Here is a 15,626-nt window from a genome sequence, read left to right as displayed (position 1 = left end):
GTCGCGATCGGATCGGTGCAATCCTAGCAAGCGCTTGGTTGGCAAGAAAGGGTGGTGGCGGCAAGGATGGCGGACACCGAGGTCCACAGCGACCCCTTGACGCTGCCCGGGGTACTTCGCGACACGGCCGCGCGGCGCCCCGACCAGGAGGCGCTGATCGACGGCCCGGTGCGCCTGACGTACGCGCAGCTGCGTGAGGCAGTCGACCGCTTCGCACAGGCCCTGCTGGCGCGCGGGGTACGACCCGGCGACCGGATCGGCCTGTGGGGGCCCAACCAGTGGCAGTGGGTGGTTGCCGCCCTCGGCATCCAGTCCACGGGCGCCATCCTCGTCCCGGTCAACACCCGTTTCAAGGGTGCGGAGGCGCAGTACGTCCTGCGGCGTTCCGGTGCGATCGCGCTGGTCGCGGCCCATCGCTTCCTGCAGAACGACTACGTGCGCATGCTCGCCGAGTTGCCCGCCGCCGGACCGTGCGCCGACGCCGGGCACGCCGAAGCGCCCGAGCCGCTGGTGCCGTCGCTGCCGGCCATCCACACGATCATCGCGTTCGACACCTATCCCGGGTCCGGCGTCCTGGACTGGGCGGACTTCGATGCCCTGGCCGACGACATCCCGCGGCAACGCGTCGACGAGCGGATCGCTGGGATCGCACCCGACGACGTGGCGGACATCCTCTTCACCTCCGGCACCACCGGCGCTCCCAAGGGTGTGATGACCACCCAGGTGGCGAACGTCGTCGTCGACCGGGGGTGGGCCGACCTGGTCGGTCTACTGCCGGACGATCGCTATCTGCTGGTCAACCCGCTCTTCCACAGTTTCGGCTACCGGGCCGGCCTGATCGCGTGCCTCCTGCGCGGGGCCACGATCGTTCTGCAGGCGGTCTTCGACGTCGAGGAGACCATCCACATCGTCCAGACCGAGCACATCTCGGTCTTCCCCGGCGCACCGGCGATCTACACCTCGATCCTGGACCACCCGGGCCGCGCCGGCCGCCGGCTGTCCTCGGTGCGACTGGTCGTCACCGGAGCGGCCGTGGTCCCGGTTGCCCTCATCGAACGGATGAAGTCCGAACTGGGTTTCGCCACGATCATCACGGCGTACGGGCAGACCGAAACGTGCGGCACCGCGACGGTGTGCCCGCCCGATGCGCCGATCGAGAAGATCGCCTCAACCTCGGGCCGGGCGATCCCGGGCACCAGCCTGCGGATCAGCGGGCCGGACGGCTCCGAACTGCCGACGGGAGAAGCCGGCGAGATCCTCGTGCGCGGCGCCAACGTCATGAAGGGCTACTGGCAGGATCCGGCGGCGACCGCGGCAGCAATCACCCCGGAGGGCTGGCTGCACACCGGTGACGTCGGATTCCTGGACGCCGACGGCTACTTGACGATCACCGATCGCATCAAAGACATGTTCACGGTCGGCGGATTCAACGTCTACCCGGCCGAGGTCGAGCAGATTCTGGTGCGGCATCCGGCCGTTTCCGATTGCGCTGTAGTCGGCGTCCCTGACGCCCGACTCGGCGATGTCGGCCGGGCCTACGTCACGTTGCGCGATGGTGCCACCGTCACCGGTGAGGAGTTGCACACCTGGGCCCGCGAGCAGATGGCCAACTTCAAGGTTCCGCGCAGCTTCCAGATCCTGCCGCAGTTGCCGCGCAACGCGGCGGGCAAGGTCCAGAAGTTCCGACTGACGGACGTCGGCGAGTGAGCAGCATCCTCCCCGGGGGGCGCCTGCCGTTGCTGACCAACCAAGCGCTTGATAGGGTCCTGTCAACCACGGATTCGGAGGACTGATGCGCGACAAGCTGATGACCGAGGACGATGTCGTCGCTCGGCTGTCCTCGGGAATGACCATCGGCATCGGCGGTTGGGGCTCGCGGCGCAAACCGATGTCCCTCGTGCGGGCGATCCTTCGCTCGGACATCCGTGACCTCACCGTGGTCACCTACGGCGGCCCGGATGCCGGTCTGCTGTGCGCGGCCGGCCGGGTCCGCAAGCTGATCTTCGGGTTCGTCTCCCTCGACTCGATCCCGTTGGATCCGCACTTCCGGGCCGTTCGTCAGGCCGGGGGGCTCGAGGTAGAGGAGTACGACGAGGGCATGCTCCAGTGGGGTTTGTACGCCGCGCAGTTGCGGCTGCCCTTCCTGCCGACCCGCGCGGGGCTGGGTTCCGATGTCATGAGCGCGAATCCCCACCTGCGCACGGTGCAGGATCCCTACGGCGGCGACGAGACCGTGGCCATGCCCGCCATCCCGCTCGACGTCGCGCTGGTGCACCTCAACCGGGCCGACCGCTACGGCAACGCCCAATACCTCGGGGCGGACCCCTACTTCGACGATCTCTACTGCGCCGCCGCCACGGAGGCCTACGTGTCGGTGGAGCAGGTCGTGGACACCTCGAAGCTCGCCAACGGCGAGCACCACCCGGCGACCCTGCTCGTCCCGCGGATGTGGGTCACCGGCGTCGTCCATGCACCCGGTGGAGCGCACTTCACCTCGTGCGAGCCGGACTACGGTCGCGACGAGGCGTTCCAGCGCGAATACGTCCGCGCCGCAGGCGATCCCCAGCAATGGGCGGACTTCGAGCAGCGATTCCTCAGTGGTGATGCAGAGACCTATTGGAAGGCCGTCGAGGCCTGGCGGGAGGAGAGTCGATGACCACCACCGACAACGCGACGGGGGTCATCCCGGCCACACGCGCCGAACACGCCGTCATCGCCTGTGCCGAGACCTTCCGCGGCGGCGGGGAGATCCTCGCCAGTGCCTTCGGGATCATCCCCTCCATCGGCGTGCGACTGGCTCGTTCGACCTTCGAGCCGGAACTGCTGCTCTCCGACGGCGAAGCCAACCTAGTCCACGGCACCGGCCCGATCCCCGGCGCGTTGCCCGGCCCGGTGGAGGGCTTCATCCCGTTCCGGCGGATATTCGACATCCTCTGGAACGGCCGTCGCCACGTGATGATGGTGCCCAGTCAACTCGACCGGTACGGCAACTCGAACATCTCGGCCATCGGCGACCACGCCCGGCCCAAGGTGCAACTGCTCGGCGTCCGCGGCGCCCCTGGCAACTCTGTGTGCCACCCGACCAGCTACTGGGTGCCGCGCCATTCGACGCGAGTCTTCGTCGATCGGGTCGACTTCGTCTGCGGCGTGGGCAATGACCGGGCCGCGGCCAACGGCCCGGCCGCATCGCGGTATCACGACCTGCGCAAGATCGTCACCGACCTCGCAGTGCTCGGCTACCGCGAGGACGGGACGATCCGCTTGATCAGCGTGCATCCTGGGGTGTCGGTCGACGACGTCGTCCGGGCCACCGGATTCGAGCTCGGTGACACCTCCGAGGTCACCACCACCCGTGAGCCGACTCCCGACGAGCTCCACCTCATCCGAGAGATACTCGACCCCATGTCGTTGCGCGACAAGGAAGTCCCGACGTGAGCGATCCGCTGCACACCCGGCTGTGCGATCTGGTGGGAGTGCGCTACCCCATCGTGCAGACGGCGATGGGCTACGTCTCCGACGCCAAGCTCACGGCGGCCACCGCGAACGCCGGCGGTCTGGGAATCCTGTCAGCGGCCTTGCTCGACTTCGAGGAACTCGCGGCGGCGATCGCGGACGTTGCGTCCCGCACCGAGGCGCCCTTCGGCGTCAATCTGCGGGCCGACCAACCCGACGCGGTGCGCCGCATCGAGCTGCTGCAGCGGACCGGGGTGCGTGTCGCGTCGTTCGCGCTCGCGCCCACGAAAGAACTGATCGAGCGCTGCAAGGACGCCGGTTTGGTCGTCATCCCCTCGATCGGCGCGCGTCGGCATGCCGAGAAGGTCGCCTCGTGGGGTGCGGATGCGGTGCTGGTGCAAGGCGGTGAGGGTGGCGGCCACACCGGGCAGGTCCCGACCAGCCTGTTGCTGCCGCAAGTTGTAGACGCGGTGGACATCCCCGTGGTCGCGGCCGGCGGCTACTTCGACGGTCGCGGCCTCGTGGCCGCACTGGCCTACGGTGCGCAGGGCATCGCGATGGGCACCCGATTCCTGCTCACCAGCGACAGCCCGGTCCAGCCCGCGGTCAAGGAGGTCTACCTCCAGGCGCGCGTCACCGACACAGTTCTCACATCCGAGGTGGACGGCGTGCCGCAACGGGTGTTGCGCGCCGGTGCCGTCGACCGCCTGCTGGACACCGGCCCGGTCCGCCGGCTCGCACGGGCCGGCCGCAACGCACTGGCCTTCTCGAAGATGTCCGGCACTCCGCTGCCGCAGATGCTGCGGCAGGGTCTGCAGTTGAAGCAGGGCAACGACCTCACCTGGAGCCAGGTGGTGATGGCCGCCAATGCCCCGATGCTCTACCGCTCGGCCTTGTTGGAGGGTCGCAGTGACGAAGGAGTCATGGCGACCGGCCAGGTCGTCGGCCTCATCGACGACATCCCCAGCGTCGCCGAGTTGGTCGAGCGGATCATCGTCCAGGCCCGCACGACGCTCGCCCGGTTGGGTGCCGAGCAACCGGAAGTGAGCGCCTGATGACCATTCCCCCTCCACCCGCACCGCCCGCCCCGCGGGACCTGCTCGCGGACAAGGTCGTCGTGGTCACGGCCGCCGCCGGCACCGGCATCGGCTACGCCACCGCGCAGCGAGCGGCGCAGGAAGGTGCGCAGGTGGTGATCTCCGATCGCCATGAGCGACGTCTGGCGGAGGCCGCTGAGCGCCTGGCGACCGACACCGGGTCGGCACCACTCGCCGTACCGTGCGACGTCACCGACCAGGTCCAGATCGACGCACTGATGGACGCGGCGGTCGAGCAGCACGGGCGGATCGACGTCCTGGTCAACAACGCCGGCCTCGGCGGCACGGCCAGCGTCGTGGATATGACTGACGAGCAATGGGATTCGGTCATTGCGGTCACCCTGACCAGCTGCTTCAAGGCGACCCGCGCGGCATTGCGACACATGGTCCCTGCCGGGCGTGGCATCATCGTCAACAACGCCAGCGTCATCGGCTGGCGCGCGCAGGCCGGGCAGGCGCACTACGCCGCGGCGAAGGCCGGGGTCATGGCGCTGACCCGCTGCGCCGCTCTGGACGTCGCCGAGCACGGGATCCGGATCAACGCAGTCGCCCCGTCGATCGCGATGCATCCCTTCCTGGCGAAGGTCACCACGGACGAGCTGTTGGAGCACCTCGCAGCGCAGGAGGCGTTCGGTCGGCCCGCGGAGCCGTGGGAGGTGGCCACGGTCATCGCCTTCCTCGCCAGCGACTACTCGACATACATGACCGGCGAGGTCGTGTCGGTCAGCAGCCAGCACCCCTGACCCCATCGAAGGAGGACACCGTGGCCAATCCGGACGCCGTCGGCGCCGTCGGCGAACCGTTTCGCATCGACATCGAGCTCGGCAAGATCCGCGAGTTCGCCCGCGCGACCATGAGCACCAACCCACAATTCTGGGCGCAAGAGGCCCCGGTCACGCCGCCCACCTTCCTCACGACGACGATGCACTGGCAGCCCGTCGAGGGCGGGGTTTGGGGCGATGTCGAACTGGACCAGCAGCGCGGGATGCACGCCGAGCAGGAATTCGTCTTCCACGGTCCGCCACCGCGGGCCGGCGCCCGGCTGACGGCGCAATCCGAAATCACCGACTACTACACCAAACCCGGCCGCCGCGGCGGCGAACTCACCTTCGTCGTCATGCGCACGAGATTCACCGACCAGTCGGGCACCCTGGTCGCGGAGTCGATCATGACGGGCGTCGAAACCAGCGCCGTCGTCAGCGAGGAGGATCCACGATGAGCACCGAAGCGCCCGCGATGATGCCGGCGCTGCCGAAGCCCTGGAGCGTCGGGCCGATCACACGGACTGACATCGTGCGCTACCAGGGCGCATCCGGCGACATGAACCCGATACATCACGACGAGCCATGGGCACGAGCGTCGGGTCTGCCGATGCCGCTCGGGATCGGCATGTTGCAGGCTGGTCTGATCGGCACCTACCTGTCGGACTGGCTCGGCCCGGACAACGTGCGCCGATTCCGGATCCGCTTCGTTGAACAGGTCTGGCCGGGCGACACATTGACGATGACCTGCGAAAAGGTGGAACCGATCGACATCGACGGCGCTCCGGGCCTACAGGTCGAGGCGGCCTGCACCCGCGAGGGCGGCGGCCGCGCTGTCACGGTGTGGGCCAGCTACCTGCTGCCGTCGCAGGAGTCGGCATGAGCGCGATCAGCACGACCGTCGCAGACGGCGGCGTCGTCGAAGTTGTCGTCGACGCACCACCGGTCAACGCGCTGCGCGTGCAGGACTGGTTCGATCTGGCCCTCGCGGTCACGGACGCCGGACGCGACGCAGCGACGCGGGTCGTCATCCTGCGGGCCGAAGGCAAGGGCTTCAATGCCGGCGTCGACATCAAGGAGATCCGGGACACCGACGGTTTCGCCGCTCTGGTCGGCGCCAACCGCGGATGTTTCGAAGCGTTCCGCGCGGTCTACGAGTGCGAGGTCCCGGTTATCGCTGCGGTGCAGGGCTTCTGTGTAGGCGGCGGCATCGGGTTGGTTGGCAACGCGGACGTGATCGTCGCCTCCGACGACGCCTTCTTCGGCCTGCCGGAGGTGGATCGCGGAGCCCTCGGCGCCGCCACCCACCTGTCCCGGCTGGTCCCCCAGCACCTGATGCGTGCGATCGTCTACACCTCCGCGACGGCGACAGCGGAGCAACTCGCAGCGTTCGGCTCTGTGTATCAGGTCGTGGCGCGGGACCAATTGCGCTCTGCCGCAATGGAACTCGCCAAGCAGATCGCGGCAAAGGACCCCACTGTCATCCGCGCCGCGAAGGCCTCCCTGAACGGCATCGACCCGGTCGACGTCAACCGGTCCTACCGCTACGAGCAGGGCTACACCTTCGAGCTCAACCTCAGCGGCGTCTCGGACCGGATCCGCGAGGACTTCGGCAAGCACTGACCACCCACGAGGAGAAGTCGTATGGACCTGAGCTGGAGCGCGCAACACGAGGCGTTTCGCGTCGAGGCCCGCATCTGGCTGACGGAGAACGTGCCGCGCGAGCCGCTGCTCTCCGGCGACACCCGCGAGGGGTTCGCCCAGCACGTGGAGTGGGAGAAGCGGCTGTACGCCGATCGCTGGGGTGTCGTGTCCTGGCCCGAGGCGTACGGCGGCCGGGACGCGGACCTGTGGGAGTGGCTGATCTTCGAGGAGGAGTACTACCGGGCCGGGGCGCCGCAACGAGTGACCCAGAACGGCATCTTCCTGTTGGCACCCACCCTCTTCGAATTCGGCACCCCACAGCAGCAGGACACCCTCCTGCCGCGAATGGCCGCGGCCGAAGACCTCTGGTGCCAGGGTTGGTCGGAGCCCGGCGCCGGGAGCGACTTGGCCTCGATCCGCAGCCGCGCCGACCGCGACGAAGCGGCCGGCGGATGGCGGCTCAACGGCCAGAAGACCTGGACGACGCGTGGCGCCTTCTGCACCCACCTGTTCGGTCTCTTCCGCTCCGACCCCGAGTCGCAACGACACCATGGCCTGACGTATTTCCTCGTGCCGCTGGACGCCGAGGGCGTGACGGTCCGCGGCTTCGATCGGCTCGACGGGGATGAGGGTTTCGCCGAGGTCTTCTTCTCCGACGTCTTCGTGCCCGACGACGCTGTGCTCGGAGGAGTCGGCCAGGGATGGTCGGTGGCGATGGCCACCACCGGATCCGAACGGGGCCTGACCCTGCGATCGCCCGGTCGCTTCACCGCGGCCGTCGACCGCCTGGTGGCGCTTGCCGAGCAGCGGCCCGATGCCGTGACCGGGTCCATCCGCCAACGGATCGCCGATGCGTGGGTGCGGGCGCGCGCCTATGACACGTTCACCCTTGCCCAGGTGACCGACATCATGGAGCAGCGCCCGGTCGGTGCCCGATCCTCGCTGAACAAGGTGCATTGGTCCGAGCTCGACATCGCGCTCCACGAAACGGCATTGGACGTGCTCGGCCCCGAGGCGCTGGTCGACGGGCCGTGGACCCGCGGCTTCCTCTTCTCGCTCGCCGGCCCGATCTATGCCGGCACTAACGAGATCCAGCGCAACATCATCGCCGAGCGGGTGCTCGGCCTGCCCCGGAGGTGACCCCATGAGGTTCGCACTGACCGAAGATCAGACCGCGCTCCAGCAGGTGGTGCGGGCCGTGATGGCGCAGCAGTGTCCGCCCGACCTTCTGCGCGACGTCGCGGCGACCGGGCCCGCTGCCGCCGACGGACTGCGCTCCGCCTGTGACGAGATGGGCATCTGGGGTCTGCTGGTCCCCGAGGAGGATGGCGGTCTCGGCCTGGATGAGACCGCACTGGTGGCCGTGCTGGCCGAGACCGGGGCGGCCGCTGCTCCACTGCCTCTCGTCGGCACGCTCGCCGTCGCGCCGGGGGTGTTGGCCGAGCTCGACCGCTGCGCGCAACTCGCCTCCGGCGAGGTGCTGTGCGCGGCTACCCCGCAGCTGACGGGGCCCGCACCCAGTCGCGGAGCCGACCTGCTGATCCGCGGCGGGTTCGGTGGCCGTGGTGCGCTGAGCGTGTTCGACCTGACAACCGCCGATCGGTCGGCAACGGAGGCGATCGACCCAGCCTCACTTCTCGAAGATGTCTCTGGCGCAACGCTCCTCGCAACAATTGACGATCCGGACATCGTCCGCCGGGCCTGGTTGCGCGGTGTCCTCGGGACGGCCGCGGAGTTGGTGGGGGTGGCCCGGCGAATGCTCGGCATCACCGTCGCCTACGTCACCGATCGTCAGCAGTTCGGCGCTCCGATCGGGTCGTTCCAGGCCGTCAAGCACCACCTCGCGGATGCCGCTCTGGCAACGGAATTCGCGGCGCCCCTCGTCCTGTCCGCTGCCGCCCAGGTCGCGGCCGGCGCGCCGGGCGCCCAGCGTGAGGTCCACGCCGCGAAGGCCGCCGCCTCGGACGCCGCACGGACGACAGCCCGGCAGGCCATCCAGTGCCACGGTGCCATGGGCTACACCACCGAGTACGACCTGCAGTTGTACGCCAAGAGAGCCTGGGCCGATGCCGCATCGTGGGGCACGGCACAGTGGCACCGCGAGGCACTGGCCACGGACCTCGGCGTACCTGCGTCGTGATCGACGACTTCGCCCGTCGGCTGGCCGGTCTTGTCGGACTCACCGACCCGCCGCGCGTGGCGAAGGACCCGATCACCGAGCAAGCGATCCGGATCTGGTGCGAGGCCGTCGGTGATGAGAATCCGGCCTACCAGGATCCGGCGTGGGCGGCGGCCTCGCGATGGGGTGGGATCATCGCGCCCGCGACGAGCCTGAACATGTGGACGCTGCCCGGCAACCGTAGGACCCATCGTCAGGGTGAGAGCCTCGACCGGGTGAACGCCGTCCTCGCTGAGCGCGGATACACCTCGGTGGCTGCCGTTCAGACGTCACATCGCTACGCGCGCCCGTTGCGGCCGGGGGAGCTGCTGGCGCAATACCCGTCGATCACGGCGGTCTCATCGCAGAAGAGCACCCGTCTCGGCCGAGGTCATTTCGTGGATCTCCTCAGCGAATACCGCACGTTGGCAGGCGAATCCGTGGGCAGCGTGCTTCTGCGGATGCTGCGCTGGGATCCCAGAACCCGTCCGCCGGAGCCAGCCGGGCGGGCAACCGGGGGACCGCCGGGCCACCCCTGGCCGGTGCCGCCGCCGGTTCGGCGGCCTCGAGCGACGGCGACGCTGCTCCCCGCGCAACTCAGGCCCGGTGGTCACCTTCCCCCAGCGACGATCCCCGTCACTCAGGCGTCGATCGCCGCCCTCGCGACAGCGACACACGACTTCAACGACGTGCATCTGGATCGGGACGCCGCCCAGGCCCGCGGCGCTCGGGATGTCTACATGAACATTCTCGGCACCGCTGGCCTGATCAACTGCTACCTCACGGACTGGGCCGGACCCGAAGCCGAGATCGTCGCGTTCGATGCTCGGCTGGCCGTGCAGAACCACCCCGGAGACACCCTGCAGTTGACCGGCGCGGTCACCAGCGTCAACGGGCCAATCGTGACGGTCGACGTCCGAGGCTCCAATTCGCTGGGCGACCACGTGTTGGCCACTGCGAGGGTGAATCTAGTTGTGCAGTAATTACTTTCACCAGGCAATGTGGGCAGGTAGCGCTGGCACCAGTCTGAGGCAATCCCCGCGTGGGATGGCCGCCCCTGCAGGCTGAGTGATCAGCGTTCGCCAGCTCTGGGGTCGGTGCTCCACGTGGCCGCGGTGACTCCTTCGGCCCGAAGCACGTGCTTCAAGACCCGGCCCACTGAGTTCTTCGGCAACTGCGTGCGGACCTCGACGTGCGACGGCACCGCGTAGCGCGGGACTCGTGGGCGCACCCAGTCGAAGAACTCCTGCTCATCGATCCGGCATCCGTCCCTAGCAACGATGGTGACCTTGAGGTCGTCCTCGGCGAGCGGCGACTGCACCGCGTGGACTGCTACCTCGCGCACCTGGGGATGCTGGGCGATGACCTGCTCGATCTCCACGCTCGAGATGTTCTCGCCTCCGCGACGCAGATAGTCCTTCCCGCGGTCGACGAAGTGCAGGTGGCCGGCGTCATCGAAGCGGCCGTAGTCGCCGCAGTGAAACCACAGCCCGCGGAACGCATCCAGGGTTCGCTCCGGCTGGCGCCAGTAGCCGGTGAACATCACGTCGGGACGCAGCGGTCGCACCACGATTTCACCGATCTGACCGGTCGGCAGCGGATTGTCCTGCTCGCCGACTATCCGCACCTCGAAGGAGTCGCTCGGCATCCCCGCCGAGCCGGGGCGGTACTGCCCGGCCGGCGTGCTGGTGATCAGCGCGGCCTCGGTCATCCCGTAGACACCGGCTCCCACCCGCTCGACTCCGAAGCGCTCGCGCCACACCGCGGCCAGTTCGGGGGTCACCGGCGATCCGGAAACCGTGCGCAGCCGACCGTATGCCGCCGCCGTGTCGGCAGAGTCCGGCGCGGCGGCGATCATCGGCAGCATCGATCCCATGAGCGCCGCAGTGGTCGCCCCGGATCGCAGCACTTCGGCCCAGAAGCCGGTGACTGAGAAGCGGGCAGCGATGTCGATTGGCGCGCCGACCTGCAGCGAGCCCAGGGTGTGCGTTACGGCGGCGAGATGGAAGAGCGGCAACGCAGTCCATAGACCGTCCTGTGCGGTGCGCCCGAGATTCTCCCGGACCTGTCGGGCGAAGTTGCCGACGTATCCGTGGCTCACCTGGCACGCCTTGGAGGCACCCGTCGTCCCCGACGTGTAGATCAGGTGACTGGTGGCGAACGGCTCGGGTGGCGCCACCTTCGCCAGCCGATCCGACTGCGCCACAACCGTTTCCAGATCGTGTCGGACCGTCCAAGGCCCCAGTTGTGTGTCGTCGCGCTCATCGGCGCCCGAGCCGAGGATGAGCGGCAGCCGCAGATGTGGGGCGGCCACCGAAGCGCCGATGACAGGCAGATGCTCAGGGTCGGTGATCATCAGCGCCGGCTCGCTGTCCGACACCTGATGGGTGAGCACGTCACCGCGGTTGCTGGTGTTGTACGGCGTGACCAACGTGCCGCACATCGTCCCGGCCCACCAGGCCAGCAGTGCCGTCTCTCCGTTGCGCGCCATGACGCCGACGCGGTCGCCGGGGGAGGTGTGCTCCGAGATCGCTGCCGCCAGCCGGCGTGCGCGATCCTCCAGCTCGGTGACCGTGTGCCGCTCCCCAGCCAGGGTGATGGGCAGATCAGGTCGCTCCTGCAGGATCCGGTCCAGCGCAGGCACCAACGGGAGTCCGCCGCTGGTGGTGCCCATCGTTGTCCTTTCTGTTGGTGCGCGTCAGGCGCCTGCGAGCTCGTCGCCCCCGGCAGTGGTCGCGAGCTCGTCGGGGGCTGCAGCAAGGTCGGCACGTTGCCAGATGTCCACGGCATCGCGCTGCTCGACCGTCAGTTGACCGTTGTCGCGCAGCAGCTGCAGATGGGCTACGGTCTCGGCGACCGCCATCCGGCGCATCGAGGGGCGGATGTCACTCCACGGGCGAGACCAGGTCAGCTGCTCGGTGAGCCGGGCCGCGGGCGCCGGCCCGTCGGCCAGCAGTGCGAGCACTTCCTCTTCCCGCTGGGCGTGATGCTCGGCGACCGCCTCGGACCGCTCGGCGAGGCCAGCGAATCGCCACTCGTGGGCGGGCAGCACCTCATCGACGTCGAGCGCGCCGGCGCGCGACAGCGAGCGCAAGTAGCTCGCCAGCGGGTGCGGCCCGCTGGCGGGGAAGGCGGAGACGGCAGGCGTGATCCGCGGCAACAGATGGTCACCAGTCAGGAGCAGCCGCTCGTCGCGCGCGTGCAGACACAGATGGCCGGGGGTGTGTCCAGGGGTGTGGATCGCGATCCAGTCCCGGCCGGCGAGCGGCAGCCGATCACCGTCCTCGAGGAAGCCGTCCGGTCGGCTGAGGTGGAAGTAGGTGGCAAGCTCCGCGGTGTCGGTGCCGAACTCCGTGACCAGCTGCGGGGGGCAGCCCTGCCGAGCCAGCCAGGGGCCGGTGCGATCGAGGATGGCACTCGGATCGCCGGCGTCCACTGGTAGCAGGGCCTGATCAGCCTGGTGCATCAGGACGGGAGCCCCGGATTCGGCGCGCAGCCGTCTGGCACCGCCGAGATGGTCCGGATGGGCGTGAGTCACGACGATCCCGCTGACCTCCGCCGCGGTGCGGCCTGCGCGTTGCAGACCGCCGACCAAGGCGACCCACGATCGCTCGTCGTTCCAGCCGGGATCCACCACGAGGACGCCGTCGTCGTGTTCGACCAGGTAACAGAGCACATAGCGGATACCGCTGTCGGGGTTCGGCAGCGGGATGGACCACAGGCCCGGTCGCACCTGCTCGACGGGAGGGGTCTCGCGACGTTGCCACGCGGCGTACTGCGCATCGCCGGTGACCCGCGGACTCACGCGATCATTCACGGCGCCTCCTGCGGGCGGCGTCGCGACGCCGCGATGAGCTCATCGACACGTGACATTTCTTCACCATAAAGCAAGCGCTTGCTACATCAGCGTGGGCGACGGCGCGCCCCTTCCCCTCGAACCAAGCAAGCGATAGGTTGACCGCATGGTCGAAGGCGACTGGACTGCGCGCTTCGCGCCGTTGGCCGATCTGCTGGCTCGTAACCTGCAGGACGGGACCGATGTCGGCGCGGCGGTTGCTGTCGTGCTCGACGGCGAGTTGGTCGTGGACGCCTGGGGTGGCCAGGCACAGCCAGGGGTCTCCTGGCAGCGCGACACGATCGTGCAGGTCTGGTCGGTCACCAAAACGATGGCCGCACTCGCGGTCCTGGCGCTGGTGGATGACGACCGGCTCGATCTCGACGCTCCGGTCGCGCGCTACTGGCCGGCGTTCGGTGCCCACGGTAAGGACGCCGTAATCGTGCGTCAGGTCCTCGGGCACGCCAGCGGAGTTCCGGGCTGGGATCGGAAGGTGACGGTCGATGACCTGGTGGACCTCCAGCTGACCGAATCGTGGCTCGCCGACGTATCCCCCTGGTACCAGGCCGGATCCGCGCCCGCCTACCAACTGGTCAACCATGGTCATCTCCTCGACGGCATAGTCCGCAACGCGCTGGGTCGCACACTGGCGCAGGTCATCGACGAGTTGGTGCTCGAGCCGACCGGCAACAACGACTTCTTCCTGGGTGTGCCCGATGAAGCCCTGATGCGTTGCGCTGACCTCGTTCCGCCGCCTCCGTCCAACATCGACTACTCGGCGCTACCCGCGGTCAGCTTCCTACTGCGGACGATGACCAATCCGCTCCTGCCCGCGACGGTCTGCAACTCCGTTGCCTGGCGGCGCAGCGAGGTGGGCGCCGCAGCTGGCCACGGCAACGCGCGCGGTGTCGCGCTGGCGCAGTCGGCGATCACGTGCGGCAGCGGGGGCCTGCTGAGCGAGGCCACCGTACGGCGAATCTTCGACGTCCAGGCCGAAGGGATCGACCTGGTGCTGGGTGCCCCCGTCCGGTACGGCGTGGGGTTCGGCTTGCCGATGACGTCAGCACCCGCCGTACCCGACGGACGCGTTTGTTGGTGGACGGGGTACGGCGGCGCGATCGTCGTCAACGACGTCGATCGGCGGATGACGTTTGCCTACACCCCGAACTCCATGGCCAACCACCTCATTTCTTCGCCCCGCACCGATGAGTACGTCCGCACCGCCTTTGCCTGCCTCGATCCGCAACCCACCGCCTGAGGAGCAACACCACGATGACCAACGCTCACGTCTGCATCATCGGAGCCGGATGCTCCGGGATCACCACCGCCAAACGGCTCAAGGAGTTCGGGATCTCCTACGACCAGTTCGAGATGAGCGATGACGTCGGGGGCAACTGGTACTTCCGCAACCCCAACGGTCGCTCGTCGGTTTACGAATCGCTGCATATCGACACGTCCACCGCCCGGTTGGAGTTCGAGGACTTCCCGGCGCCCCCGGACTACCCCGACTTCCCGCACCACACACTCATCCACGACTACTTCAAGGCGTACGTCGATGAGTTCGGTCTGCGACCGGCGATCGAGTTCAACACCGAGGTCGAGCGGGCGTCGCGGCGTCCGGACGGTGGCTGGGATGTGCGCTTGTCGACCGGCGAAACCCGCTCCTACACCGACCTGGTCGTCGCCAACGGTCACCACTGGAAGCCGTCGCTGCCCGACTGGCCCGGCGAATTCGACGGCGACATCATCCACTCCCACCATTACGTCAACCCCTTCGACCCGATCGAGATGCGCGGGAAGCGCGTCATCGTGGTGGGCCTGGGTAACTCGGCGCTCGACATCGCTTCGGAGCTTTCGAGCCCGTGGATGGCGGAGAAGCTCTACGTGTCCGCGCGGCGTGGGGTGTGGGTGCTGCCGAAGTATCGCAACGGGGTCGCCGCCGACAAGGTGATGGCACCTCCGGACGTGCCGAAAGAGGTTGCGCTGGAGGCGTCCCGGAAGATCATCCGTGATCTAGTGGGGTCGATGAGTAGTTACGGCTTGCCGGAACCGGACCACGAGCCGCTCGCCGCTCACCCGTCGGTGAGCGCGGACTTCCTGACCAAGGCGGGGTCGGGCGATATCCACATGCTCAAGGAAATCGTCCGATTGGACGGCAAACGGGTCTGCCTTGCGGACGGCAGCAGCGTCGAGGCGGATGTCATCGTGGCGGCCACGGGATACGACATGAGCTTTCCCTTCTTCGACGACGCCGACACGACGCTGCACCCCGACTCCGAGCACCGCTACCCGCTCTTCAAGCGGATGATGAAGCCGGGATTGGAGCATCTCTATTTCGTCGGACTCGCGCAGTCGTCACCGACGATCGTCAACCTCGCCGAGCAGCAGTCGAAGCTTCTGGCGCGACTGTTGACGGGGCAATACGTGTTGCCCAGCGTCGAGGACCAGGAGCGGATCATGGTGGAGGACGAAGCCAACCACCTGGCCCAGTACTACGCCGCTCACCGGCACACGATCCAGATCGACTTCGCACGGTACGTCGTTGACCTTCTGGCGGAGATCGAAGCAGGCGAGAAGCGTGCCCTGAGCACCGCGGTGAGCAGCTGATCTGAAGGTTTCGGCCCTCGGCCGCGAGGGCACGATCCTCAGGGGGTCGCCGCTCGGCTCGACCATGTCGC

15 protein-coding genes are annotated in these 15,626 nt (G+C 68.3%); 13 read left to right on the top strand and 2 right to left on the bottom strand.

Going from position 1 to position 15,626, the window contains the following annotated elements; translation table 11 throughout:
* The first annotated feature begins 66 nt into the window (after positions 1-66).
* The 11 genes from DR843_RS16005 to DR843_RS15955 all read left to right on the top strand — a co-directional run bounded on the left by DR843_RS16005 (position 67) and on the right by DR843_RS15955 (position 10,096).
* A complete protein-coding gene (locus tag DR843_RS16005) occupies positions 67-1,707 on the top strand; it encodes a FadD3 family acyl-CoA ligase (RefSeq protein WP_109687400.1) in 1,641 nt (546 codons plus the stop codon).
* Positions 1,708-1,792: 85 nt separating this feature from the next.
* Positions 1,793-2,656, top strand: coding sequence for a CoA transferase subunit A (locus DR843_RS16000; RefSeq protein ID WP_109687398.1), 864 nt, complete (start codon positions 1,793-1,795; stop codon positions 2,654-2,656).
* Entirely contained in the window at positions 2,653-3,435 is a 783-nt protein-coding gene (locus DR843_RS15995) for a CoA-transferase subunit beta (RefSeq protein WP_109687396.1), read from the top strand. Before DR843_RS16000 ends, DR843_RS15995 begins: the two co-directional genes overlap by 4 nt.
* On the top strand, positions 3,432-4,508 hold the full coding sequence (locus DR843_RS15990) for an NAD(P)H-dependent flavin oxidoreductase (protein ID WP_109687394.1): 1,077 nt from the start codon (positions 3,432-3,434) through the stop codon (positions 4,506-4,508). The genes DR843_RS15995 and DR843_RS15990 overlap by 4 nt, the downstream gene beginning before the upstream one ends.
* Complete coding sequence (locus DR843_RS15985) at positions 4,508-5,293, top strand: SDR family oxidoreductase (RefSeq protein ID WP_109687392.1); 786 nt, start codon at positions 4,508-4,510, stop codon at positions 5,291-5,293. Before DR843_RS15990 ends, DR843_RS15985 begins: the two co-directional genes overlap by 1 nt.
* A gap of 20 nt (positions 5,294-5,313) precedes the next feature.
* Positions 5,314-5,769 carry an FAS1-like dehydratase domain-containing protein gene (locus DR843_RS15980; protein WP_109687390.1) on the top strand — a complete coding sequence of 152 codons (456 nt, stop codon included), beginning with the start codon at positions 5,314-5,316 and terminating at the stop codon, positions 5,767-5,769.
* Positions 5,766-6,194, top strand: a complete 429-nt coding sequence (locus DR843_RS15975; protein WP_211310266.1) for a MaoC/PaaZ C-terminal domain-containing protein — start codon at positions 5,766-5,768, stop codon at positions 6,192-6,194. Before DR843_RS15980 ends, DR843_RS15975 begins: the two co-directional genes overlap by 4 nt.
* On the top strand, positions 6,191-6,934 hold the full coding sequence (locus tag DR843_RS15970; protein WP_109687388.1) for an enoyl-CoA hydratase family protein: 744 nt from the start codon (positions 6,191-6,193) through the stop codon (positions 6,932-6,934). Before DR843_RS15975 ends, DR843_RS15970 begins: the two co-directional genes overlap by 4 nt.
* Positions 6,935-6,955: 21 nt before the next feature.
* Positions 6,956-8,095 (top strand): acyl-CoA dehydrogenase family protein, encoded by a 1,140-nt coding sequence (locus DR843_RS15965; RefSeq protein ID WP_109687386.1) that lies wholly within the window; start codon positions 6,956-6,958, stop codon positions 8,093-8,095.
* Positions 8,096-8,099: 4 nt separating this feature from the next.
* Positions 8,100-9,095, top strand: coding sequence for an acyl-CoA dehydrogenase family protein (locus DR843_RS15960; protein ID WP_170119897.1), 996 nt, complete (start codon positions 8,100-8,102; stop codon positions 9,093-9,095).
* Positions 9,092-10,096: an FAS1-like dehydratase domain-containing protein gene (locus tag DR843_RS15955; protein ID WP_170119896.1), complete on the top strand. Its 1,005-nt coding sequence runs from the start codon at positions 9,092-9,094 to the stop codon at positions 10,094-10,096. Before DR843_RS15960 ends, DR843_RS15955 begins: the two co-directional genes overlap by 4 nt.
* A gap of 89 nt (positions 10,097-10,185) precedes the next feature.
* Here DR843_RS15955 and DR843_RS15950 read toward each other — a convergent pair whose 3' ends face one another.
* Positions 10,186-11,787, bottom strand: a complete 1,602-nt coding sequence (locus DR843_RS15950; protein ID WP_109687380.1) for an AMP-binding protein — start codon at positions 11,785-11,787, stop codon at positions 10,186-10,188.
* A 24-nt stretch (positions 11,788-11,811) separates the two neighbouring features.
* Positions 11,812-12,930, bottom strand: coding sequence for an MBL fold metallo-hydrolase (locus tag DR843_RS15945; RefSeq protein ID WP_109687378.1), 1,119 nt, complete (start codon positions 12,928-12,930; stop codon positions 11,812-11,814).
* A gap of 145 nt (positions 12,931-13,075) precedes the next feature.
* Here DR843_RS15945 and DR843_RS15940 point away from each other — a divergent pair, with 145 nt between their 5' ends.
* Together DR843_RS15940 and DR843_RS15935 are read left to right on the top strand one after the other, a co-directional pair.
* The gene (locus DR843_RS15940; protein ID WP_109687376.1) at positions 13,076-14,206 is read left to right on the top strand and encodes a serine hydrolase domain-containing protein; all 1,131 of its coding nucleotides are present in this window, start codon (positions 13,076-13,078) and stop codon (positions 14,204-14,206) included.
* A 14-nt stretch (positions 14,207-14,220) separates the two neighbouring features.
* Positions 14,221-15,555, top strand: a complete 1,335-nt coding sequence (locus tag DR843_RS15935; protein ID WP_109687375.1) for a flavin-containing monooxygenase — start codon at positions 14,221-14,223, stop codon at positions 15,553-15,555.
* Positions 15,556-15,626 lie beyond the last annotated feature (71 nt).

This window comes from Branchiibius hedensis, from assembly GCF_900108585.1.
Lineage (GTDB): Bacteria > Actinomycetota > Actinomycetes > Actinomycetales > Dermatophilaceae > Branchiibius > Branchiibius hedensis.
The sequence above is the reverse complement of the archived record's forward strand: the minus strand, read 5'-3'. Positions and strand labels throughout refer to the sequence as shown.

Coding starts and splice junctions, on each gene's coding strand:
- DR843_RS16005 (WP_109687400.1), top strand. CDS start 67: ATGGCGGACACCGAGGTCCACAGCGACCCCTTGACGCTGCCCGGGGTA.
- DR843_RS16000 (WP_109687398.1), top strand. CDS start 1,793: ATGCGCGACAAGCTGATGACCGAGGACGATGTCGTCGCTCGGCTGTCC.
- DR843_RS15995 (WP_109687396.1), top strand. CDS start 2,653: ATGACCACCACCGACAACGCGACGGGGGTCATCCCGGCCACACGCGCC.
- DR843_RS15985 (WP_109687392.1), top strand. CDS start 4,508: ATGACCATTCCCCCTCCACCCGCACCGCCCGCCCCGCGGGACCTGCTC.
- DR843_RS15975 (WP_211310266.1), top strand. CDS start 5,766: ATGAGCACCGAAGCGCCCGCGATGATGCCGGCGCTGCCGAAGCCCTGG.
- DR843_RS15970 (WP_109687388.1), top strand. CDS start 6,191: ATGAGCGCGATCAGCACGACCGTCGCAGACGGCGGCGTCGTCGAAGTT.
- DR843_RS15965 (WP_109687386.1), top strand. CDS start 6,956: ATGGACCTGAGCTGGAGCGCGCAACACGAGGCGTTTCGCGTCGAGGCC.
- DR843_RS15960 (WP_170119897.1), top strand. CDS start 8,100: ATGAGGTTCGCACTGACCGAAGATCAGACCGCGCTCCAGCAGGTGGTG.
- DR843_RS15950 (WP_109687380.1), bottom strand. CDS start 11,787: ATGGGCACCACCAGCGGCGGACTCCCGTTGGTGCCTGCGCTGGACCGG.
- DR843_RS15940 (WP_109687376.1), top strand. CDS start 13,076: ATGGTCGAAGGCGACTGGACTGCGCGCTTCGCGCCGTTGGCCGATCTG.
- DR843_RS15935 (WP_109687375.1), top strand. CDS start 14,221: ATGACCAACGCTCACGTCTGCATCATCGGAGCCGGATGCTCCGGGATC.